This is a genomic window from Haloarchaeobius amylolyticus (genome assembly GCF_042678045.1).
GTDB lineage: Archaea > Halobacteriota > Halobacteria > Halobacteriales > Natrialbaceae > Natrinema > Natrinema amylolyticus_A.
Map to the genome: position 1 here is coordinate 71,787 of NZ_JBHUDI010000011.1, position 20,458 is coordinate 92,244.

21 protein-coding genes and 2 pseudogenes are annotated in these 20,458 nt (G+C 62.9%); 15 read left to right on the forward strand and 8 right to left on the reverse strand.

Annotated features, from left to right (window positions below; all coding sequences use genetic code 11):
• The first annotated feature begins 255 nt into the window (after nucleotides 1-255).
• From pdhA to ACFR99_RS16435, 3 genes are read left to right on the forward strand one after another with little or no spacing between them, the layout of a single operon-like run.
• Nucleotides 256-1,362: a pyruvate dehydrogenase (acetyl-transferring) E1 component subunit alpha gene (gene pdhA / locus ACFR99_RS16425; protein WP_390289541.1), complete on the forward strand. Its 1,107-nt coding sequence runs from the start codon at nucleotides 256-258 to the stop codon at nucleotides 1,360-1,362.
• A gap of 4 nt (nucleotides 1,363-1,366) precedes the next feature.
• Nucleotides 1,367-2,359 (forward strand): alpha-ketoacid dehydrogenase subunit beta, encoded by a 993-nt coding sequence (locus tag ACFR99_RS16430; protein ID WP_390289545.1) that lies wholly within the window; start codon nucleotides 1,367-1,369, stop codon nucleotides 2,357-2,359.
• Between the two features lies 1 nt (nucleotide 2,360).
• Nucleotides 2,361-3,983, forward strand: coding sequence for a 2-oxo acid dehydrogenase subunit E2 (locus ACFR99_RS16435; RefSeq protein ID WP_390289548.1), 1,623 nt, complete (start codon nucleotides 2,361-2,363; stop codon nucleotides 3,981-3,983).
• 49 nt (nucleotides 3,984-4,032) lie between these two features.
• On the opposite strand, the gene ACFR99_RS16440 is transcribed toward ACFR99_RS16435, so the two are convergent.
• Nucleotides 4,033-5,289: a hypothetical protein gene (locus tag ACFR99_RS16440; protein ID WP_390289550.1), complete on the reverse strand. Its 1,257-nt coding sequence runs from the start codon at nucleotides 5,287-5,289 to the stop codon at nucleotides 4,033-4,035.
• 353 nt (nucleotides 5,290-5,642) lie between these two features.
• On the opposite strand from ACFR99_RS16440, the gene ACFR99_RS16445 reads away from it, so the two are divergent.
• Genes ACFR99_RS16445 through ACFR99_RS16470 form a run of 6 tightly spaced genes read left to right on the forward strand, consistent with a single transcriptional unit; the run spans nucleotide 5,643 to nucleotide 9,352 of the window.
• Complete coding sequence (locus ACFR99_RS16445) at nucleotides 5,643-7,364, forward strand: phage tail sheath family protein (protein ID WP_390289553.1); 1,722 nt, start codon at nucleotides 5,643-5,645, stop codon at nucleotides 7,362-7,364.
• A gap of 41 nt (nucleotides 7,365-7,405) precedes the next feature.
• Nucleotides 7,406-7,864, forward strand: coding sequence for a phage tail protein (locus ACFR99_RS16450; protein WP_390289556.1), 459 nt, complete (start codon nucleotides 7,406-7,408; stop codon nucleotides 7,862-7,864).
• Nucleotides 7,861-8,025, forward strand: a complete 165-nt coding sequence (locus tag ACFR99_RS16455) for a hypothetical protein (protein WP_390289559.1) — start codon at nucleotides 7,861-7,863, stop codon at nucleotides 8,023-8,025. The genes ACFR99_RS16450 and ACFR99_RS16455 overlap by 4 nt, the downstream gene beginning before the upstream one ends.
• Nucleotides 8,022-8,582, forward strand: a complete 561-nt coding sequence (locus ACFR99_RS16460) for a hypothetical protein (protein ID WP_390289562.1) — start codon at nucleotides 8,022-8,024, stop codon at nucleotides 8,580-8,582. The genes ACFR99_RS16455 and ACFR99_RS16460 overlap by 4 nt, the downstream gene beginning before the upstream one ends.
• Nucleotides 8,583-8,626: 44 nt before the next feature.
• Entirely contained in the window at nucleotides 8,627-8,842 is a 216-nt protein-coding gene (locus tag ACFR99_RS16465; protein ID WP_390289565.1) for a DUF6760 family protein, read from the forward strand.
• A gap of 54 nt (nucleotides 8,843-8,896) precedes the next feature.
• Nucleotides 8,897-9,352, forward strand: a complete 456-nt coding sequence (locus ACFR99_RS16470; protein WP_390289568.1) for a phage tail protein — start codon at nucleotides 8,897-8,899, stop codon at nucleotides 9,350-9,352.
• Nucleotides 9,353-9,438: 86 nt separating this feature from the next.
• Here the strand turns inward: ACFR99_RS16470 and ACFR99_RS16475 are convergent, their stop codons facing one another.
• From ACFR99_RS16475 to ACFR99_RS16490, 4 genes are all read right to left on the reverse strand, one after another.
• The gene (locus ACFR99_RS16475) at nucleotides 9,439-9,753 is read right to left on the reverse strand and encodes a hypothetical protein (protein WP_390289570.1); all 315 of its coding nucleotides are present in this window, start codon (nucleotides 9,751-9,753) and stop codon (nucleotides 9,439-9,441) included.
• Between the two features lie 307 nt (nucleotides 9,754-10,060).
• Entirely contained in the window at nucleotides 10,061-10,714 is a 654-nt protein-coding gene (locus ACFR99_RS16480) for a hypothetical protein (protein WP_390289573.1), read from the reverse strand.
• Nucleotide 10,715: 1 nt separating this feature from the next.
• Entirely contained in the window at nucleotides 10,716-12,773 is a 2,058-nt protein-coding gene (gene uvrB / locus ACFR99_RS16485; RefSeq protein ID WP_390289576.1) for an excinuclease ABC subunit UvrB, read from the reverse strand.
• A gap of 116 nt (nucleotides 12,774-12,889) precedes the next feature.
• The gene (locus ACFR99_RS16490) at nucleotides 12,890-13,609 is read right to left on the reverse strand and encodes a DUF4397 domain-containing protein (RefSeq protein ID WP_390291280.1); all 720 of its coding nucleotides are present in this window, start codon (nucleotides 13,607-13,609) and stop codon (nucleotides 12,890-12,892) included.
• 275 nt (nucleotides 13,610-13,884) lie between these two features.
• On the opposite strand from ACFR99_RS16490, the pseudogene ACFR99_RS16495 reads away from it, so the two are divergent.
• Both ACFR99_RS16495 and ACFR99_RS16500 read left to right on the forward strand, forming a co-directional pair.
• A pseudogene (locus tag ACFR99_RS16495) lies at nucleotides 13,885-14,153 on the forward strand (DUF7553 family protein).
• Nucleotides 14,154-14,308: 155 nt separating this feature from the next.
• Nucleotides 14,309-15,358: pseudogene (locus tag ACFR99_RS16500) on the forward strand (SLC13 family permease); the annotation flags it as partial.
• Between the two features lie 25 nt (nucleotides 15,359-15,383).
• On the opposite strand, the gene ACFR99_RS16505 reads toward ACFR99_RS16500, so the two are convergent.
• Nucleotides 15,384-16,514 carry an ORC1-type DNA replication protein gene (locus ACFR99_RS16505; RefSeq protein WP_390289579.1) on the reverse strand — a complete coding sequence of 377 codons (1,131 nt, stop codon included), beginning with the start codon at nucleotides 16,512-16,514 and terminating at the stop codon, nucleotides 15,384-15,386.
• Nucleotides 16,515-16,645: 131 nt separating this feature from the next.
• On the opposite strand from ACFR99_RS16505, the gene ACFR99_RS16510 reads away from it, so the two are divergent.
• Nucleotides 16,646-16,966 (forward strand): hypothetical protein, encoded by a 321-nt coding sequence (locus tag ACFR99_RS16510; RefSeq protein ID WP_390289582.1) that lies wholly within the window; start codon nucleotides 16,646-16,648, stop codon nucleotides 16,964-16,966.
• Nucleotides 16,967-17,063: 97 nt separating this feature from the next.
• Here the strand turns inward: ACFR99_RS16510 and ACFR99_RS16515 are convergent, their stop codons facing one another.
• Together ACFR99_RS16515 and ACFR99_RS16520 are read right to left on the reverse strand one after the other, a co-directional pair.
• Nucleotides 17,064-17,231 (reverse strand): DUF1059 domain-containing protein, encoded by a 168-nt coding sequence (locus tag ACFR99_RS16515; protein ID WP_390289584.1) that lies wholly within the window; start codon nucleotides 17,229-17,231, stop codon nucleotides 17,064-17,066.
• A gap of 77 nt (nucleotides 17,232-17,308) precedes the next feature.
• Nucleotides 17,309-18,004, reverse strand: coding sequence for a hypothetical protein (locus tag ACFR99_RS16520; protein ID WP_390289586.1), 696 nt, complete (start codon nucleotides 18,002-18,004; stop codon nucleotides 17,309-17,311).
• 142 nt (nucleotides 18,005-18,146) lie between these two features.
• Here ACFR99_RS16520 and ACFR99_RS16525 point away from each other — a divergent pair, with 142 nt between their 5' ends.
• From ACFR99_RS16525 to ACFR99_RS16535, 3 genes are all read left to right on the forward strand, one after another.
• Nucleotides 18,147-18,923 (forward strand): GTP cyclohydrolase IIa, encoded by a 777-nt coding sequence (locus tag ACFR99_RS16525; protein ID WP_390289589.1) that lies wholly within the window; start codon nucleotides 18,147-18,149, stop codon nucleotides 18,921-18,923.
• A 4-nt stretch (nucleotides 18,924-18,927) separates the two neighbouring features.
• Complete coding sequence (locus ACFR99_RS16530; RefSeq protein ID WP_390289592.1) at nucleotides 18,928-19,992, forward strand: zinc-binding dehydrogenase; 1,065 nt, start codon at nucleotides 18,928-18,930, stop codon at nucleotides 19,990-19,992.
• A gap of 88 nt (nucleotides 19,993-20,080) precedes the next feature.
• Nucleotides 20,081-20,458 carry a 6-pyruvoyl trahydropterin synthase family protein gene (locus ACFR99_RS16535; protein ID WP_390289595.1) on the forward strand — a complete coding sequence of 126 codons (378 nt, stop codon included), beginning with the start codon at nucleotides 20,081-20,083 and terminating at the stop codon, nucleotides 20,456-20,458.

Consider the following 20,458-nt stretch of genomic DNA (forward strand, 5'->3'; position numbering starts at 1 on the left):
CGACCCGCCATGCAGACGGTCCGGAAAACAGACAACAGCCCGTATAAATCGCCACACCACGAAGCAATCCGCGCTCACACGGGTTTGGCAAACACCAACAATTGCGCTATTTTGCCCACTCTTGTTCGCTGATGTCGGCTATCGGCCACTGGTTCTACAGCCGCTTGGCAAGAATCTCGTAATCAGTAAACTATTTTGGGAAACTCCTTTATCCTGAGCGGTCGTGTGCTAGGCTATGTATAGGTGGGTTCTCCCGTGAGTACGATACAGCGCGATCCCCGCGAACGAGTACAAATACTCGACGAGGCGGGCCGTGTTCGAGAGGGTGCCGACGTGCCGGACCTCACCGAGGACGAATTCGTCGAGATGTACGAGCAGATGCGGCTCGTGCGCCGCTTCGACGAACGCGCCGTTAGCCTCCAGCGACAGGGGCGGATGGGGACGTACCCGCCACTGTCCGGCCAGGAGGGCGCACAGGTCGGCAGCGCTCACGCCCTGGACGCCGAGGACTGGGTCTTCCCCAGCTACCGCGAACACGGCGTCGGCCTCGTTCGGGGACTCTCCCTCGAGCGAACGCTGCTCTACTGGATGGGCCACGAGCGGGGCAACTACATGCCTGAAGACGTCAACATCTTCTCGGTCGCGGTCCCCATCGCGACCCAGATCCCCCACGCGACGGGGGCCGCCTGGGCGTCGAAACTCGACGACGAAGAGAAGGCCTTCATCTGTTACTTCGGCGACGGGGCGACCTCGGAGGGGGACTTCCACGAAGGGTTGAACTTCGCCGGCGTCTTCGATACGCCAACCGTCTTCTTCTGTAACAACAACCAGTGGGCCATCTCGGTCCCCCGCGAGCGCCAGACGGCGAGCGCGACCTTAGCGCAGAAGGCCACCGCCTACGGCTTCGACGGCGTGCAGGTCGACGGCATGGACCCGCTGGCAGTGTACAAGGTCACCCGCGAGGCCGTCGAGAAGGCGAAAGATCCCGACGAGGACGAACTGCGGCCGACGCTCATCGAAGCAGTCCAGTACCGTTTCGGGGCACACACCACTGCCGACGATCCGTCAGTCTACCGGGACGACGAGGAAGTCGAGCGCTGGCGGCAGAAAGACCCCATTCCGCGCCTCGAGACGTACCTGCGATCGAACGGGATACTCGACGACGAACGGGTCGACGCGATCGAAGCACGGATCGAAGAGAGCGTCGCGGACGCCATCGACTCGGCCGAATCGTTCGAACGACCCGAGCCCGAGGAGATCTTCGCACACGTCTACGAGGGAATGCCCCGCCGACTGCAACGGCAACTCGAGTACTTCGAATCGATCCGCGAGAAACACGGCGACGACGCCCTCCTGGAGTGATACGATGGCTACGCAATCACAAGCAGAGAATCTCACGCTAGTCGAGGCGGTCCGGGACGGACTGCACACGGAAATGGAACGCGACGACGACGTCATCGTCATGGGCGAGGACGTCGGCGAGAACGGCGGCGTCTTCCGCGCGACCGAGGGGCTCTACGAGGCGTTCGGTGAGAACCGGGTGATCGACACCCCACTGGCGGAATCAGGCATCGTCGGCACGGCGATCGGGATGGCTGCCTACGGGAAACGCCCGGTCCCCGAGATCCAGTTCATGGGCTTTATCTACCCCGCGTTCGACCAGATCGTCTCCCATGCCGCGCGCCTGCGAACGCGCTCGCGCGGCCGATATACGTGCCCCATGGTCGTCCGAGCCCCCTACGGCGGCGGCATCCGCGCACCCGAACACCACTCCGAGTCGACCGAAGCGATGTTCGTCCACCAGCCCGGGCTCAAAGTCGTTATCCCCTCGACGCCGTACGACACCAAGGGACTGCTCACCAGCGCGGTTCGGAGTCCCGATCCGGTGCTCTTCCTCGAGCCGAAACTCATCTACCGGGCCTTCCGCGAGGAGGTGCCAAGCGAGTCCTACGAGGTGCCACTCGGCGAGGCGGCGGTCCGCCGCGAGGGGTCCGATATTTCGGTCTACACGTGGGGTGCAATGGCGCGGCCGACGCTCGAGGCCGCAGAGAACCTCGCGGGCGAGATCGACGTCGAGGTGGTCGACCTGCGGACGCTCTCGCCGTTAGACGAGGAGACGATCGTCGATTCGTTCACGAAGACCGGCCGCGCCGCGGTCGTCCACGAGGCACCCAAGACGGGCGGCCTCGGAGCCGAGATCACTGCGACCCTTCAGGAGGAGGCATTGCTCTATCAGGAAGCGCCGGTCGAGCGCATCACGGGCTTCGATACGCCGTTCCCGCTGTACGCACTCGAGGACTACTACCTGCCCGAACCGGCCCGCATCGAGGACGGCATTCGAGACGCAGTGGGGTTCTAACATGGTCAGAGAGTTCGAACTCCCGGATGTCGGCGAAGGCGTCGCCGAGGGGGAGCTAGTCTCGTGGCTGGTCGACGCAGGCGACGAAGTCTCGGAGGACCAGCCGGTCGCTGAGGTCGAAACCGACAAAGCCCTCGTGGAGGTTCCCGCGCCGGTCGACGGCACCGTCCGCGAGTTACACGTCGAGGAGGGCGAGGTCGTCCCGGTTGGAACGGTGATCATCTCGTTCGACGTCGCGGGCGAGACCGAAGCCGAACCGACGGAAGCGGCCGCGGAAACCGAGGCGAGCGAACCAGTCGACGACACTGCCGGGAGCCCCGGCGCGACCGGAGCCGAAGCCGAGGACGTCACGCCGCCCGACGACCGGGTCTTCGCACCGCCACGCGTGCGTCGCATGGCCCGTGAGGAGGGTCTCGACCTCTCCCAGGTTCAGGGCAGCGGTCCTGGCGGCCGAATCACCACGGCCGACGTGCAGGCTGCCACAGGCGATAGTGCCGGCGCTGCGACCGATCAGACCCAATCACAGTCCGCCGAAGCGCCAGAGTCCGACGCTGAACCGGGCGACTCGAGGAGCACGAGCACGGGGGCCGACTCCGGTGTCGTCGAGGAACCAGCCGCCGAGGGCGAGACGCCGGCCCCGAGCCCCCAGCGAACCGAGGCGACGACACAGATCGAGTCCGCCGATCGTGAGACGACCCTGGCAGCGCCTGCGACCCGACGCATCGCCGAGGAGGAAGGCGTCGACATCGACGCCGTCCCAGCCACCGACGAGCGCGACGGCGAGGCGTTCGTCACGCCCGAGGCGGTTCGGGAGTACGCCGAGGCACAGCGCCAGGCCCAGGAGGCCGATCGCGAGGCGGTCGAAGCGGGCGAGCCAGTCGGAACGAAGGGAACAGAATTCGAACCCGGCGAGCGCGAACGCCGCGAACCGTTCCGTGGCGTTCGCAAGACGATCGCCGAGGCGATGGTCGAGTCTAAATACAGCGCGCCCCACGTCACCCACCACGACGAGGTCGACGTGACAGCCCTCGTTGACGCGCGCGAGACCCTCAAATCCCGCGCCGAGGAGAAGGGGATCCGGTTGACCTACATGCCGTTTATCATGAAGGCCGTCGTGGCGGCGCTGAAAGAGTACCCCGAGATGAACGCGGTCATCGACGAGGAGAACGACGAGATCGTCTACCGTGACTACTACAACATCGGTGTCGCAACCGCGACCGACGTCGGGCTGATGGTGCCAGTCGTTGACGATGCCGACCGGAAGGGGCTATTGCAACTGTCGTCGGAAATGAACGAACTCGTCCAGACGGCTCGCGACCGGACGATCAGTCCCGAGGACCTCCGGGGATCGACGTTTACGATCACCAACGTCGGCGGCATCGGCGGCGAATACGCTACGCCGATCATCAACTACCCCGAAGCGGGCATCCTCGCGATCGGCGAGATCAAGCGCAAGCCACGCGTCGTCACCGACGCGGACGGCACGGAATCGATCGAACCCCGCTCGGTGATGACCCTCTCGCTGTCGTTCGACCACCGGCTGGTCGACGGTGCTGTCGGTGCCCGGTTTACGAACACCGTCATGGAATACCTCGAGCAGCCGGATCTGCTCTTGCTCGAGTGACTCGACGGTCTCCCCCATCGGCCGTCGCGTCGTGATCGACAGCCAGTCGTCACTCGTCCGGGACGACGTCGACGAGGACCTCAAGTGCGTCCGCGGCCTCGCAGACGCGATCCTGTGTCTCGGCCAACGCGAGCACGGAACCGTCGTCCTCGAGCGTTTCCTGAAGGTCGGAGACCGATCTGAGATAGCGCTCGAGACTCGCTTCGGTCGTCACACCTTCGAGCCGGTCGCCGAGGTCGATCAGTTGCTCGAGTGTTTCCTGGACGTGACGTCGGTAGGCGTCCTCGCTCGTATACTGGTCACCGATGGGACGGGCGGCCGCGGCGATGTCTCGAGCGAGCCGACTTGCCACACCTTCGCTGGACCGGTGTTCTAACCGATCGGCGAGGGCGTCGAAAAAGCGCGCTCTGTCTGTGAGCGTCTTGCGCATGACGTATCGAGTCAGGGCGTCCTGGTCCCGTTCGACGCGTTCGATATCGGCCTCGAGGGCGTCGAGTCGCTCCGAAACCGCCGTGAGATCGTCCGGAATGTCGGGTGGTTCTCGCTCGGCCGGTGTCCGATGGGGGTTGTCGGTGTCCGTGATGTGATCGATGATCGTTCCAAAGAGCAGGTCGTGATCGTAGACGTACTCTCGCGGCGCTGTGTCTTCCGCTTCGGTCCAGCCAGCGTCGGGCGTACGTTCGAACGTGCCGAGGAACACGTCCGTCTTCGTCTCCGAATCGGACTGGGTCGAGGAACGGTCCCGGTCGTGGTATCGCTCGAGGAGGAGGTGAGAAAGCGACGCTGTATCGGCATCGTCAGTCTCGATGTCCGGAATGTCGACATCCGGCCACTGCGTTCGACCGTCGTTCGATCCCTCTCGATACGTTAGTTCGAAGACCTCGGCGGTACGGTTCGCCGTCGATTCGTCGTCGATCGCGTCGTCGGTGTTCGGGACTGGAACGGGTTCCAACGTGACCTCGTCGTACTGGATGTAGAGCGAGAGTTCGGTCGCCGAGGGGCGCGGAAGCGACGTCGTCGTAACTCCATCGACGACGATCGGACGGCCGTGTCCATCCAGCGCCATCCCAGGCTCGATCGTTACGTCGAGTCCATCATCGGTCTCGTCGATCGATCGGACCTCGAGCCCATGGACGATGCCACGCCCGATCACGGATCGGGCGAGCGTGTGCAATCGCTCTGCGTGGTACTCCTGTTCTGCCTCCATATCACGGGGCGTCATCAGTTTCCCGCTGAAAAAGCGGTTCTTCCGAAACTGCGATAGATCACCCTGTCCCCCGCCACTGTAGTCCGATTCCTGAGCCATGGCGTCGTAGATATTCATCTATGCTATGGTATTGTATTAATTGCGGTTGTTTCCAGAAATAGTGGATGGATAATCGACGGAGTACCGACTGGTCAGCGACAACGATCGAAGGACAGGTGTCCGTACATGAGTCGTTCTGACACCGAGTTCCGATACTCGTCCCGTCTGCCGTACCATCAGTACATTTCCGGCCAGTAATAGATGTATGTTAGATTAGAATGCAGGAAATAATATAGTATGTGTCTGCAATCCATTCTGTGCTAGCAAATCTAAAACGTTCTAAACTAATAAGTTTTATATTATTTGTCTTTGAATATAGTCTCGCTGCACTGCATATTGGAGGGACGAAACCAATGCCAGAATACCTCTCACCAGGCGTATACGTCGAAGAAGTCGACAGCGGCACCAAATCCGTCGAAGGCGTCAGCACCAGCACTGCTGGCTTCCTCGGTGAAACGGAGCGCGGTCCTGTCGAACCGACGCTCGTAACGAGCGTGTCCGAGTTCAAACGAACGTTCGGCTCGAGTCCACAGTCGTCGAATCTCGACGTGGCCGTGGATGGCTTCTTCAAAAACGGGGGAAGTCGCTGCTACGTCGGGCGCGTCGCGGCCGCCGAACCGACGGACGTCGCGACGACGACCCTCGTCGACGAGGACCGAAATGACGTTATCACCGTCAAAGCGATCGGCCCAGGCGCGTGGGGGAGTTCCATCGCCGCGATCGTCGACGACGGCGAGAACGACTATTTCGACCTGACGTTGCGATACTGGTCGTGCGATATCGAGGCGGTCAGCAAACCCGCATCCGACCAGCCCGATCCCGCGCCCGATATCGAAGAAGTCTACGAAGACATGTCGGCCGATCCCGAGTCCAGCCAGTTCTACGAGAAACAGATTCCGGGATCGGTACTCGTCGACCTCGAACAGCAAGGCGATGGTCGACCCGCCGACGGACTGTCGTGGCTCTCTCGAGAGGTTCCCGACGAGTACGCCGACGGTGGACTGATCGAGGTCGGCGGTGAGTCCGAACCCGCTGCCTACGTCCCCGACGACCTCGAGGACCGAGACTACACCGAGCTCCAGGGGATCGCCAAACCGTTCGACATCGACGCATCCCAGTCACAAGAGGAGTTGCAGGCGGATCTCGAGGCGATCCGATCGGGCGAAATGGAAGTCGAGGTCGACGTGGTCTCCGACCTCTCGGCAGCGCCCGAGACCGAGGAGGTGGCCCTCAGTGATTATGAGGGCGTCAACGAGCCCGGGATGCGAACCGGACTCGCGGCGTTCAGGGAACTCGACGACATCTCGCTCGTGTGTGTCCCCGACGAGAACGACATCGAGGGACTGACCGAGGCAGTCGTCGCTCACTGTGAAAACATGGGCGAACGGTTCGCGATTTTACAGGCACCGCAGAACGCGGGTGCAGTCTCAGAGATCGAGACGCCGGTCGACTCGTCGTATGCGGCCTACTACTATCCGTGGGTCGAGGCGGCGGATCCGTCGACCAATCGGACGAAACTCGTGCCGCCCGGCGGCCACGTCGCTGGGATCTTCGCGCGAAGCGACGTCGAGCACGGCGTCCACAAAGCCCCCGCCAACGAAGTCGTGCAGGGTATCCTCGGCGTGCAACACACCATCACCAAGGGCGAACAGGACGTCCTCAATCCGAAAGGTGTCAACTGTATTCGGAGCTTCCAGGGTCGGGGCATCCGGCTCTGGGGTGCCCGAACGACAGCCAGCGATCCGTCCTGGAAGTACGTGAACGTGCGGCGACTCTTCCTCTACATCGAGCAGTCGATCGACGAGGGAACCCAGTGGGCGGTCTTCGAACCTAACGACGAGGACCTGTGGGCCCGCGTCCGCCAGTCCGCGGAGAACTTTCTGACGACGGTCTGGCGAGACGGCGGCCTACAGGGTAGCACCGCCGACGAGGCGTTCTACGTCAAGTGCGGCGAGGAGACGATGACCCAGGACGACATCGACAACGGCCGACTCATCGTCGAGATCGGCATCGCGCCGGTCAAACCGGCGGAGTTCGTCGTCTTCAGGATCAGTCAGGATACCGGTGACACATAGCACCACCCTATCGATTCAAATAACAAACTACCAACAGGATAATGACAGATTCACACGGCCCACTCCGACAAACCGAGTTCAAGGTCGAACTCGACGGCGTCGGCATCCCCGGCTTCGTCGAGGTTGAACTGCCAGCGATGCGAACCGAACAGGTCGAATACCGCGAGGGGAACGACCCATCACACAACCGAAAGCTCTGGGGAGATACTCAGTACGACGACCTCGTTCTCGTTCGCGGTGCAAACGAGAAAAACGAGGAACTCTATAAGTGGCGAAAAGCCGTCGATCAGGGGAAGATGGACGACGGCGGCCGCAAGAACATCGCCGTGATCATCATGAACGAAGTCGGTGACTCGGTGCTTCGGTTCGAGTTCACGAAAGCGTGGATCAAAGAGTATCGACCACCGACACTCAACTCCCACGGCGGGGGTGGACAGGGGAATCTCGCAACCGAATCCTACGTCGTTACCTTCGACGAAATGGAGCGCAAGAACGTATGACAGCGCCAGCCACCCAGCTCCTGGACGCGGGTACCGTTTCGCCTGTCCGATTCGATTCGGACTGGCACGTCGACGATGAGGGTGTCCTTCACACCGGTCGGTCAGCACCGTTCGCCGAGCGCGTCGTCGTCGCCGCTGACCAGGACGGTGATCGACCATGACCGGCGGCACGCTCCAGACCGAGTTCGAATTCACCCTTCCACAGGGGTACGTCGACGACGAGGGAACACTCCACAAGGAAGGCCGTATGCGCCTCGCAACGGCAGCCGACGAGATCGAGCCGCTCCAGACACCTCGCGTCCAGTCGAACTCCTCGTACCTGACGCTCGTCTTGCTGTCGCGAGTCGTAACCGAACTCGGCGACCTCGAGACGATCGATGTCAGCGTCATCGAGGACCTGTTCGTCTCGGACCTCGAGTACCTGCAAGCGCTGTACGAGCGGATTAACAACCAGGGGGTAAACGCCGTCGAGACGGCCTGTCCCGAGTGTGGCGAGCGGTTCGAGATCGACGCCGAAAGCGGTGGCCACCTCACGACCGACGGTGCGAGCAGTCCCACGAATCAGGCTGGCATGAACGCCAGCGCAGCCGGCATCGGCGATGAGTTCGGTGGGATCGGTGCGATCGACTCGTCCGGACTCGAGGCCACCGAGATGCAAGCGGCCAGTGCCGAGTCGAACGGCAGTGAGGAATCGGCGTCGGGAAATCCAGTGGAGTAATCCGGCTGTACGAGCCGGATCGGCTCTACGAGGAGGTCGCGTTCGTGGCCTACCACTTCGGGTGGAGCCACGAGACGGTGTTGAACATGCCCCACTGGGAACGCCAGCGGTGGTGTAGGCAAATCAGTGAGATCAACGAGCGAATGACCGAGACAGCCTCCGAGCGAGGCCAGAGCCGCCGGCGCGGTGGCGCTCGGAGTCGCGGACGCGACGATGTCGGCGGTGGGATCGTCCTCCGGAATCCACCGGAATCCGACTGATCACGAACCACGGTATCTGGGGATCAGATACCACGACCGTGCAGTACTGAGACGATGGCAACAGAGACACATGAAACCGATCCCTACGCACAGTACAATTTCGAGGTCGAAGTCGACGGCGAGCCGGTCGCTGGATTCGCCGAGGTCGCCGGGATAACGATGGAACTGGAAACCGTCCCGTACCGAGAGGGCGGCGTCAACGACCACGTCCACCAGTTACCCGGCCAGTTCGCACACGCGAACCTCGTCCTCCAGCGCGGGTTGACCAAAAACACGACCTTCTGGGAGTGGACCCAGACGGTCATGAGCGGAACGCTCACCCGGAAAAACGTCGTCGTCACGGTGAAAGACGGCTTTCGCGGCGACAGTCAGTGGGGGTGGGAGTTTACCGGCGCGTATCCGACGAAGTGGTCGGGCCCGGATCTCGTGAGTACCGGCCGAGGAATGGCGATCGAGTCGATCGAGTTGGCCTACGAGCGCTTCTCGACGCTGTCGGGGATGCCGGACTAGCGGTCACGACCGACGGAGACGATACTCTATAGTTGCAGATGGCTCAGGAGACTGCGCCGCTTGTATCGGTCCGGTCAGTCATACTTTCACGCGATCTCAGTAGAATCCGAACGGCATCGTTCTATTTCACATTCGACACGTCCGGTGAACTCCGTATCCTGTTTTTCATAGTACTCGAGATTACGTCGTTCGAAAAACTGTAGCATCGCAAGTAAAGCAGTATCGTACTCTGGGCGTGCACCCCAGCGTAACTGTGTGTTGAAGTCTATCCGTGTGAACTGCTCCAGCGCTTTTTGATACTCCGTTTTGGCTTCTTCGTCGTCACCGATCATGCATCGCGAGTCACCAGCCCATTCGTAACTAAGGTCGCGAATGACTGGCTCGGAGTCGTCATCGACCATTGGTCAGATATTGTCCCGCAAGAACGACGACGTCCGTCGTGCTCGTGAAGAGTTCTGAATTCGATCGTCGAGTTCGATCGACCGAAGCAGTGTCGCTATTCCCTCCCGATAACCAGGAGTATTTTCGTACGACTCTTTCCCTAACAGATATGCTCCAAGAGCGAAGAAACCCGCTGCTGCCGAGGCATACTCCCCCTTATCTTCTGCCTCTCGAGCGCGGGTCGAAATTGCAATTTTTATATTTCATTAATATCAATATCCCCTAAAATCAATATTCGAATTACCCTATTAATATAATTATATCGATCTATTCCGTCTCCGGATCTATCGGACGGGGCCACGTTCCCTGTGCCTCCAACTCGACAAGGAGATCTGGAAGCGTTTCGCGTTTGTATTCGACCCACTCCGAGAACAGAGGGCCGTCCCAGGGTTGTTGTTCGGGAGCATCCTGAGGAATGTCGTGTCCCAATCCCCGTCTGACTCCTCTGAGGAAAGCTGCCAGTCGCATGTGCTCTTTTTCTCCGAAGACGAACTTTTCATCACCTGCAGCTCTATAGATAGCAATCGCGTCATCGTATGCGGTTTTCGCATCGTCACGCCTGGCGATCGTCCGTAAATCACCAATGAACTCAGACCAAGCGCCGCGACGAAAATCCGCAAACGAGTTCTCATCGAGATCTGTCTCTTCGATATATTTGATATACTCTTCTGCCAGTACGATCCCCAGGTCGCACCGATTTTGCGTCCGGAACGTATCGCCACCGATTCGATAGCAAGTTGTCGCACTAAGCAACGCTCCGAGCGCAGCAACGGTAGAATCGGATCCCGGGAACACGTGTTCCGTTACCGTCCCAGCGTACTCGTGCGCTGCTGCAGTATATCTATTGGCTGCCTCGAGGAGGTCGCCAGATTGGCGGCGTTGTCTAGCGTCCTTGGCGAGTTTCCGTGCGTTGTCTCTCATTTCAGAACTCCTCGGTTGGCGGCGCGATCCCTTCGTCGTCGCCACCGTCGAGGTCGAACTCCTCGCGAACCTCACGAATCCGGTCGCGAATGTCGGCCGCCAACTCGAACTCGAGGTTGTTCGCCGCCTCCTGCATCTGGGTCTCGAGTTCGTCGATATACCGCGCGGCGTCGTCTTCGTCCTCGAGTTCCCGGCCGGAGACCTCGCTGGTATCGGTCTTCGACCCGGGGAGGTTCGTCTCGCCGATTTCCTTGTCGATCGTGGTCGGCTCGAGGCCGTGGTCCTCGTTGTACTCCTGTTGAATCCGCCGGCGGCGCTGAGTCTCCTCGATTGCGGACTCCATGGCGTTCGAGGGCTCGTCGGCGTAGAGGACAACCTCGCCGTTGACGTTGCGGGCGGCCCGGCCCATCGTCTGGACGAGCGTCGTTTCCGAGCGCAGGAATCCTTCCTGATCGGCGTCTAAGATCGCCACCAGCGAGACCTCGGGGATGTCCAGACCCTCCCGCAGGAGGTTGATGCCGACGAGCACGTCGATCTCACCTAATCGTAGCGAGCGGATGATCTCGTGGCGCTCGAGGGTGTCGGTCTCGTCGTGCATGTAGGCGACGTCGACGCCGGCTTCCTCTAAGTACTCGGTCAAGTCCTCGGCCATCCGTTTGGTCAACGTCGTCACGAGGGTACGCTCGTTGCGGTCGATGCGGCCGTCGATCCGATCCATAAGATCGTCGACCTGGCCGGTCGCGTCCGCGACTTCGATCTTCGGGTCGACGAGGTGGGTCGGGCGAACGATCTGTTCGACGATCCGATCGCTCTCCTCGCGCTCGTAGTCGCCGGGCGTGGCGCTGACGTACAGCGTCTGGTCGGTCTTCTCCTCGAACTCCTCGAAGGTCAGCGGCCGGTTGTCGTAGGCCGTGGGCAGCCGAAAGCCGTTCTCGACGAGCGAGTCCTTGCGGGACTTGTCGCCGGCGTACTGGCCGCGGATCTGCGGGAGGGTGACGTGAGACTCGTCGACCACGGTCAGGAAGTCGTCGGGGAAGTAGTCAAGCAGGGTGTAAGGCGCGTCGCCGGAGTCGCGATCCGAGAGATAGACCGAGTAGTTCTCGATACCCGAACAGTAGCCGGTCTCGGCCATCATCTCGAGGTCAAAGGTCGTCCGCTCCTCGATGCGCTGGGCGGCGATCATGTCGCCCTGGCGCTCGAAATACGAGATGCGCGAGTCGAGGTCGTCGCGGATCTCGTCCATCGCCTGCTCGAGTGTCGTCTCGGGGATCGAGTAGTGCTCCGCGGGGTGGATCAGGACGGCCTGCTGGTCGCCTTTGGTCTCGCCCTCGAGGGGATCGACCTTGACCATGCGGTCGATCTCGTCGCCCCAGAGTTCGACGCGGACGGCATACCGGCCGTACATCGGGTAGATCTCGATGGTGTCGCCCCGCACGCGGAACGTGCCCTGCGTGAAGTCGACGTCGTTGCGTTCGTAGTTCAGATCGACCAGTTTCGCGAGCAGCTCGTCGCGGCCGATCTCGTCGCCGACCTCGAGGCGCAGGGACATGTCGATGTAGTTGCGCGGATCACCGAGCCCGTAGATAGCGGAGACGGAGGCGACGACGATGACGTCTTCACGCGTGAGTAGCGACCGGGTCGCGCTGTGTCGAAGGCGGTCGATCTCGTCGTTGATCGAGGCGTCCTTGTCGATGTAGGTGTCGGTCTGCTCGACGTAGGCCTCGGGCTGGTAGTAGTCGTAGTAGGAGACGAAATACTCGACGGCGTTCTCGGGGAAGAGATTGCGGAACTCCTCGTAGAGCTGGGCCGCCAGCGTCTTGTTGTGGGCGATGACCAGCGTCGGCTTTTGAATCTCCTCGATCACCCACGAGACGGTGTTGGTCTTGCCCGAACCGGTCACGCCGAGCAGGGTCTGTTTGTCCATGCCCAACCGGAAGCCCTCAGCCAGCTCCTCGATCGCCTCGGGCTGGTCGCCCGCAGGCTCGAAGGGGGCGTCGACTTCGAACGGTCGGTCGACGTCAGGACGGTCCGGCTGCAGCGGGCCTTTCGCGTCGCTCATTGTCGGGATCAGGGCCTCGAGCCACTTGACCCGCTCGCATACACCGGCAGCCGAAAGGGGAACAACGAGTCACCCCTGCTCAGCTGTCTCACCACATCGGTCGACCTGTCGGTCGTCTATTTATCGTCGTCGTCAGTCGTCGGCCCGTCGACCGTCACCTCGACCGTGAACTCGCGATCCATCGCGCCCGCCGGCGGCTCGAGGTAGCCGATCGCGTAGCCGGTGTAGGCCATCCCGCGCTCGAGCGTGACGTCGAACGAGGCGACGGTCGTCTCCGGATCGCCGGCCGGCCGAACCGAGAGGGTGTACGACCCGGCGGGAACCGGGACGTAGTCGGTCGCGTCGGTGAACGCGACGTCCTCGAAGACCAGCTCGTCGTCGGCGTAGACGTCGACCGCTGGCGCGTCGGGTGCGGCGTGGACGAGTCGAGCGAGCGCCGAGCCCGCGTCCACGAGGACCACCGGCTCGAAGGTCTCGGCCTCGAGTTCGCCGATCGCGGCGACGGTGTAGTATGCGGCACCGAAGGTCACGTCGCCCTCGAAGGCGACCGTCTCCGGGTCGCCGGCGGCCGTGATCGTCACCGTGTAAGTCCCCGGCTTGAGTTCCAGATATGGCGAAACGTCACCGTAGGCAACGTCTGCGAGCACCTGCTCGCCTTGGACGTAGACGTCGACGTTCGGCGCGTCCGGGGAGAAGTGTGCGACTCGGACAGCCGCACCCGACATGTCTTTCGACGTGTCAACCGATTTCCCGTCGCTCGAGCGTTCGTCGTCCTTGTATTCGCCGCCGGCCAACACAGTGCCACTCGCTGCAGTCAATCCACTTGCGACACCCATCGTTTTCAGGGCCGTTCGTCGTGATACTGGCATGATGCACGTGACGAGGAGGACGCCGGAAGAAAAAAGCGCCCAGTCAGTATCACAGGTAGTTTCGACGTTTCTCGCGCCGCCGCTCGAGTATGTGAATCCTGCCGTCTGAAGGCCACCCATACACCAACGAGTAAGGAAGGCCAACAGGAGTAGCGGTCGCGAACACCATGTGATCCGACCGGCTACGGCGGCACGCCACTGCTCGCCCAATCGTTATGGATCCACCCGCGATGAATCTGATCATGACGGAACAGCTCCAGCAAGCTCGCGACGACCTCGAGGAGGCAGCGAAGTCGGCCGACAGCGACGACGTCCGCGAGGACATCCGCGAGACCACGGACGCGTTCGCCGACTACGTGATGGGTGACCCCGCCCCCGATCACGTCCTCCTTGACGAGCGACTCAACGCGCTCCGACAGGTCCGCGAGCGGGCCGACGGCACCACCGAGACTAAAGTCGATTCGCCATCGAAGCGGTCGAGAACTACCGTGAAAGCGTCGAGCAGGCCTGATACGGTCTGCTGTCACTGGTTACCTGTGGGACCGCAGGACGGTCGCGGTCCCACCGGCACTGATTGACAGAAGTCCGTATGACCGTCGGCCGCAACGCTCGATGTTCGCCCGTCATCCACTCTCCGAAATCACCGGCTAGTACGACCAGCAGGATGCGAGCGAAACGTTCGTCGCAGTCGGGACGGACCAGCGGATTCGGGAAGGCGACGTTCTCACGGTCCACGGCAGCCTGCAAGCGGTCAATCGGTTCGTCGAGAACCAGGGATTGCGACAGCTCCACCGGCTCTCGGTAACCGAGGAAACGTTCGACGACGCCGCCAGCGACGACGTGCTCGCCAGGGCGATCGTCCACGGAGAGTCGCCGTACGTCGGTGAGACACTCTCGGAAACATCCCTTCGAACGGTCTATCAGTCGACCGTGCTGGCGATCCGTCGCGACGGCGAGTTACTCCGAACCGACCTCGGCGGCGTTCGACTCGAGGCCGGCGACCCCCTCTTGCTCCAGACGGTCCCCAACACGGTCGAATACTTCGCCGAGACGGGCGAACTCGTCGTCGTCGACGACGGCGTCGACCGGCTCCGCGAGGACGGGGTCGACGAACTCGCCCCGCTGTCGCCGACCGCGCTGGTCGCGCTCGCGATCATGGCCGGCGTGATCGGGACTGCCGCGCTCGGCCTCGTCTCCATCGTCATTGCGGCGCTGGCCGGTGTCTTCCTCATGATCGTGACCGGCTGTCTGTCGACGGCCGACGCCTACGATGCGGTCTCGTGGAACATCGTGTTCCTGCTCGCGGGCGTGATCCCTCTCGGCGTTGCCCTCGAGGCGACCGGGGGGTCGCAGGTCATCGCCGGTGGGCTGGTTGCGACCGCGGAGTTTCTCCCGTTGATCGCGGTCCTGCTGTTGTTCGTCATCGTGACGGGACTGCTCGCGAACGTCATCACACCGGTCGCGACGGTGGTGTTGATGGTCCCCGTCGCGGTCGACGCCGCGGGCTCGCTGGGAGCGACGCAGTTCTCGTTTCTCCTCGCGGTGACGTTCGCCTCCGCGACCTCGTTTATGACACCGGTTGGCTACCAGACGAACCTGATGGTCTACGGCCCCGGGGGATACACGTTCACCGACTTTCTGCGAGTCGGTGGCCCGCTACAGCTCCTGCTGGCGTTCGTCACGACAGGCGGGATCGCCCTGCTCTGGGGGATCTAAGAACGTGACTGTCGAGCGCTCACGCTCACTCGAGGCGTTCCAACACCGCCTCTTTCTCGTAGGACAGCGACAGCGACCGCGAGCGACCGCGGCCGTCGACGTCGGCGTAGTCGGCGTCGATCAGTCCGAGCTGGTCGAGCTTATTGACGATCTCGGAGTAGCGCGTGTAGCCGAGGTCGGTTCGCTCGTGGAAGGCCTCGTAGACCTCGCCGGCCTGCTCGCCGTCGCGTTCGGCGATCACCTCGAGTAGCGCCTGTTCGGTGTCGGTCAGTCCCGACAGCGACCGGGTGAGGTTGATGTACTTGGATTTCTCGTAGGCGTTTTCGACATCCTGGCGCTCGACGGTGCGGCTAGCTCGCATCTCGGCGTTGAGTCCCGCCCGGCGCAACAGGTCGATCCCGACCCGGAGATCGCCGCTCTCGGCGGTGAGTTCGGCGACGTACTCGAGGGTATCGCGGTCGATAACGCCGTCGTGGAAGCCGCGCGTGACGCGTTCGGCGAGGATATCGACGATCTCGGGCTGGTCGTAGACCGGGAAGTAGACGTCTTCGGGGCGGAAGACGCTCTGGACCCGCGAGTCGAGTTCGTCGATGACGTCCAACGACGGGTCCGAGGAGACGACGATGACGCCGATCTTCGCGCCGGGATACTCCTCGTGGGCTCGCAACAGCGAGTAAAGGGTGTCGCTGGCCTCGTTCTCGTAGAACAAGTAGTTGACGTCGTCGAGTGCGACGACGAGGACCCGGTCGTCCTCGACGAGTTTCTCGGCGATCTGGCCGAACAGTTTCTTGAACGAGATGCCCGACGAGGGTGGCTCGTAGTCGAACGTGCCCTCGAACAGTCGCGAAAAGACCGAGTACCGGGTCGCGTTGACCTGACAGTTGACGCGGATCGTTCGCACGTCGCTCGTCTGGGCACCCACCTCGTCGAACAGTTTCTGGACGGCCGTCGTTTTCCCCGTCCCGGGCGGCCCCCGAACCACGACGTTCAGCGGCCGCGACCCCCGCACCGCCGGGCGCAGCGCGTACGTCAGGCTCTGGGTCTGGCCCTCGCGGTGCTTGAACGTCTCGGGGACGTAGTCGATTTCGAAGACGTGCTCGTTCTTGAACACGGATTCGTCCCACGACAACATCCCCTCCTCGGGGTCGTCTGCCATCACTTTCACCCTGCTTCCGCAGCGTCTTAACCCTTCGGTGAGTCCACATTATAGACAAAATCCATGGTGTCCGTTAGTTTTTGACATGGCCACAATCCTTAATGTTCATTATATCAATAGAGGTGACAGCAATGACGGTTCCGGAACCCTCGGACGCGATCCCAGACTTCCTGCTCGAACAGTTCGACGATCTCTCTCCGGAGACGCTGCGGGGGACCGGTGACTACGCGCGGAAAGAGACGTACGTCGCACCCGACGAGATGCCCGATACGATAAAAGAAGCGTTCGCACTCCAGGATGACGAAACGCGCGCGGCGATCGGCGACTACGCCGACGAACTCGCCGCGTTCCTGGAGGAGCGCGACGCCGAATCACTGCGAGAGATTACCGGCGGCTCGAGCGACGAGGAAGAGTCGTGGGGACACAAGCGGATCCTCGAGTGGCACGAGTAGCGACGGCTGGACCACGGACCGACGAACGCGGGCGAACTGACTGCAGGCATACGGACTCCGGTCAGTCAGTGCCGGGAACCCGTGACAGCAGAGCGCCTCAGGCGACCTCGACCCGTTCAGTACAGCGCTTGATATCCGCCACAGTCAGCCGACTGTTGTGGGTCATTCGGGCGTGAGCCCGTACAAGTCGTTCCACCTCGTCGGCGCTACTCGAGCGAATCATGAACTGACAGCTCCCCGTCAAGCACTCGAACTGGTATGGCATACCAAGACAGTCGTCCGACAAGGACATAAACATCGGACCTACATGTCCCGCGCTCGCCGGTCGCCCGGCGCGTTGGGTCAGAGGCCTCGACGCCCGCGATGGCCGATCGATCGGCCGGCCAGTCGCTGGAGCAGGCCCCGAATCCGGACGAGGATCGGCTCGAGAACCGGGTTCGCAGTCACAGCGACGTACGCCGGTACGGGCTCGTATTGGCCGGTTTCGAGGGCATACAGCGCCGCCGCCGTCGCCCGGTGGTTCCCGTCAGCGACGAACCACGGGGTCGCGCCGCGTCTGGTCCGGACGATCAGCGGGTCGAACTGCGCTCCGGCGGCGAGGTCGTCGCGGTAGCTTCGGACCGCGCCGGCATCGATTCCTGTGTCCTCGAGCAGACCGAACCCCGCCTCGGTGATCCGCTCGGCCACGCCGAAGAGGGTCCCATCCGTCGAGACGGCCCGCCACAGGAGGTCATCCGGCCCGTCCACCGGCCGGAGATCGACGAACTGGTCCCACTCGAGGACGAGCCGGTACCACCGAACCGGTTGCTCGCGCCAGACGAACGCAGCTGCCCCCGGCTTGGCCGAGAGGAGCGCGTCGAGCATGGCTGCCGTGTTCGTCGAGACCGCCTCCGAATCGACGGCAGCCGCGTCGTGCTCGATCTCGTGGGCGAGCCACGCCCGAAGTACCCGCTCCTCGGGGACCTGAACAGGCGTTCGGTTCTCCGGTGGCGGCGACCGCAGGGAGCTGGTGCCGCTCGAGGCGTCTGTTCGTGACACGAGCCGATGTTTCGGACGATCCCTACGGTGGTAAACGACATATAGCTGGGGACGGGCCGCTGTCCGTCCGGGACGGACACAGGAGAGCATAGCCGTCCGCTAGCGCCCACAAATTATACCGTTGGACATGGTACGGGGAGGAGTGACTCGGACCGAAACGCAGGTGACGTTGATCCAGATCGACAACTACGGCCCGTGGACGGTGGCACCATCACCGAAACGAGAGCCGGACCTGCAAACGCTCCAGTCCCGGCTGTACGCGGACCTCTCACAACTCGTCGCGCACCACGACGGCTACGTGTTTTTCACGCGGTTCGACAACATGATCGCCGTCACAAACGGGATCGACCTGGCGGGACACCGGCGCATTCAGGACGCCGTCAGCAACCGCTATCCCGTGACGGTCAGCCTCGGTGTCGCCACGGGGGCCTCACCGCGGGAGGCAGTCGGTGAGGCGACCGCGAACCTCCAGGCAGCCGGGAGTGCCCAGGACGGTGAGCGGACCGAAATCCTGCGCGGCGATCCGTTGTGCGAAGAGGGTGCCGTCCAGATTGCCCACTTCGACGTCAACGACGCGACCAGCCAGTACACTGACGAGCTCAACGCATTCGAGGTGTTCCGGCACATCGACCGGGGATATTCGGCGCTGCTCGAGTACATGTACGACGCCCACGACTCGCTGTCGTTTTTCATCGGCGGAGACAACGTCATCTCGGTGACCGCCGGGCTCGACCGGCCGGCGTTCGATGCGGCGATCGATCACGTCGAAGAGACAGCGGGGATCGAGCTCAAAGTCGGCGTCGGCCACGACCTGAGGGCCGGCGACGCCGGAATGGCGGCCAAGGAGGCGCTCGAACGCTGCCGGGAGCGGGGGACGCGTGTCGAGGTTGGCGCCAGTGAGAGCGCGGGGAGGGCGTAACCCGATGCCGGCCCAGTCGGTGTACTTCACGGGTCCCTGTGAAGTCGAAGTCCGGGAGACGGCCGTGCCCGACCCTGGCCCGGACGAGCTCAAAGTGGCGGCGACGGTATCTGCCATCAGTTCCGGGACGGAGCTGTTACTCTACCGAGGCGAGATGAACCCCGAGATCACCGCTGACGAGACGCTGGAGACACTTTCGGGATCGTTCTCCTACCCGTTCCCGTACGGCTACGCGGTCGTCGGGACGGTGACCGCCATCGGCGCGGACGTCGACCCAGCGTGGCACGGCGAGACGGTGCTCGCGTTCCATCCGCACGCCAGCGAATTCGTCGTCGGGGTCGATGAGGTGAGCGTTGTGCCGGCCGACGTTCCGCCCGCGGTGGCAGCGTTTCTCCCGAACGTCGAGACGGCAGTCAACTTGGTCCTCGATGGGGAGCCTCGCATCGGCGAGCGGGCGATCGTGTTCGGCCAGGGCGTCGTGGGGCTGCTGACGACTGCACTGCTGGCCGAGACGCCGCTCTCGTCACTCGTGACCGTCGACCGCTACGAGAAGCGACGACAGCTTTCGACGGCGTTCGGAGCCGACCAGAGCCTCGACCCCACCGAAGCAGACCCGGTCGCGGCGGTCCACGAGCGGCTGGGGGTGCCCGACCGTCCGGAGTCACTGTCCGGACGGACCGAACGGGAGCAACTCCCGCGCCGGGCGGATCTGACCTACGAACTCTCGGGCAACCCGGCAGCACTCGACGCCGCCGTCGACGCGACCGGATACGGGGGCCGCGTCGTCGTCGGCTCGTGGTACGGGACCAAGACGGCCGAGCTATCGCTCGACGGGCGGTTCCACCGGAGCCGGATCCGCCTGATCAGCAGTCAGGTGAGCACCATCGCCCCAGCACGGCGCGGGCGCTGGACCGTGCCACGCCGGCTGGCGACCGCGTGGCGGCGCCTCGAGGACGTCGAGACCGGCCGCCTGGTCACTCACCGCGTTCCGGTCGCGGACGCCTCGGAGGCCTACGAACTGCTGGACGAGCGCCCGGACGAGACCGTTCAGGTGCTGTTGACGTACTGATCCCTGGGTCCGTTCGACTACGACCCGTCGATCCGGCGTCTGGTTGCGCCACCCCAGATTTTAGTTCGCACCCGTGGTCCGACGGGGTATGTACACGGTGACAGTCACACGCGATTTCGTTGCCCAACACTGGCTCACGGTTCCCGACCCTGGACCCGAGGGAGACCTCCACTCCCATCATCTGACGGTCGAGGTCGAGGTGGAGGGCGAGCAACTCGGGGAGTACGGCTACCTCGTCGACATCGACGACCTCAAGGCTGCCGTCGACGCGCTGGTCGACCGGTACCGGGACGCGACGCTCAACGACCTCCCGGAGTTCGAGGGGCTCAATCCGAGCGTCGAGCACTTCTCGCGATTCTTCGCCGAGCGGGTCGCGGACGGGATCGAGACTGACCGTCTCGACGCCATCGAGGTGACGATGTGGGAAGAGGACGCAGCGGCCGCCTCCTACGCCACGACCGTCTGA

Coding starts and splice junctions, on each gene's coding strand:
- ACFR99_RS16505 (WP_390289579.1), bottom strand. CDS start 16,514: ATGGCAGACGACCCCGAGGAGGGGATGTTGTCGTGGGACGAATCCGTG.
- ACFR99_RS16535 (WP_390289595.1), top strand. CDS start 20,081: ATGTACACGGTGACAGTCACACGCGATTTCGTTGCCCAACACTGGCTC.
- ACFR99_RS16490 (WP_390291280.1), bottom strand. CDS start 13,609: ATGGGTGTCGCAAGTGGATTGACTGCAGCGAGTGGCACTGTGTTGGCC.
- ACFR99_RS16515 (WP_390289584.1), bottom strand. CDS start 17,231: ATGCCATACCAGTTCGAGTGCTTGACGGGGAGCTGTCAGTTCATGATT.
- ACFR99_RS16450 (WP_390289556.1), top strand. CDS start 7,406: ATGACAGATTCACACGGCCCACTCCGACAAACCGAGTTCAAGGTCGAA.
- uvrB (WP_390289576.1), bottom strand. CDS start 12,773: ATGAGCGACGCGAAAGGCCCGCTGCAGCCGGACCGTCCTGACGTCGAC.
- ACFR99_RS16530 (WP_390289592.1), top strand. CDS start 18,928: ATGCCGGCCCAGTCGGTGTACTTCACGGGTCCCTGTGAAGTCGAAGTC.
- ACFR99_RS16460 (WP_390289562.1), top strand. CDS start 8,022: ATGACCGGCGGCACGCTCCAGACCGAGTTCGAATTCACCCTTCCACAG.
- ACFR99_RS16470 (WP_390289568.1), top strand. CDS start 8,897: ATGGCAACAGAGACACATGAAACCGATCCCTACGCACAGTACAATTTC.
- ACFR99_RS16440 (WP_390289550.1), bottom strand. CDS start 5,289: ATGGCTCAGGAATCGGACTACAGTGGCGGGGGACAGGGTGATCTATCG.
- ACFR99_RS16455 (WP_390289559.1), top strand. CDS start 7,861: ATGACAGCGCCAGCCACCCAGCTCCTGGACGCGGGTACCGTTTCGCCT.
- ACFR99_RS16445 (WP_390289553.1), top strand. CDS start 5,643: ATGCCAGAATACCTCTCACCAGGCGTATACGTCGAAGAAGTCGACAGC.
- ACFR99_RS16430 (WP_390289545.1), top strand. CDS start 1,367: ATGGCTACGCAATCACAAGCAGAGAATCTCACGCTAGTCGAGGCGGTC.
- ACFR99_RS16510 (WP_390289582.1), top strand. CDS start 16,646: ATGACGGTTCCGGAACCCTCGGACGCGATCCCAGACTTCCTGCTCGAA.
- ACFR99_RS16475 (WP_390289570.1), bottom strand. CDS start 9,753: ATGGTCGATGACGACTCCGAGCCAGTCATTCGCGACCTTAGTTACGAA.
- ACFR99_RS16435 (WP_390289548.1), top strand. CDS start 2,361: ATGGTCAGAGAGTTCGAACTCCCGGATGTCGGCGAAGGCGTCGCCGAG.
- ACFR99_RS16480 (WP_390289573.1), bottom strand. CDS start 10,714: ATGAGAGACAACGCACGGAAACTCGCCAAGGACGCTAGACAACGCCGC.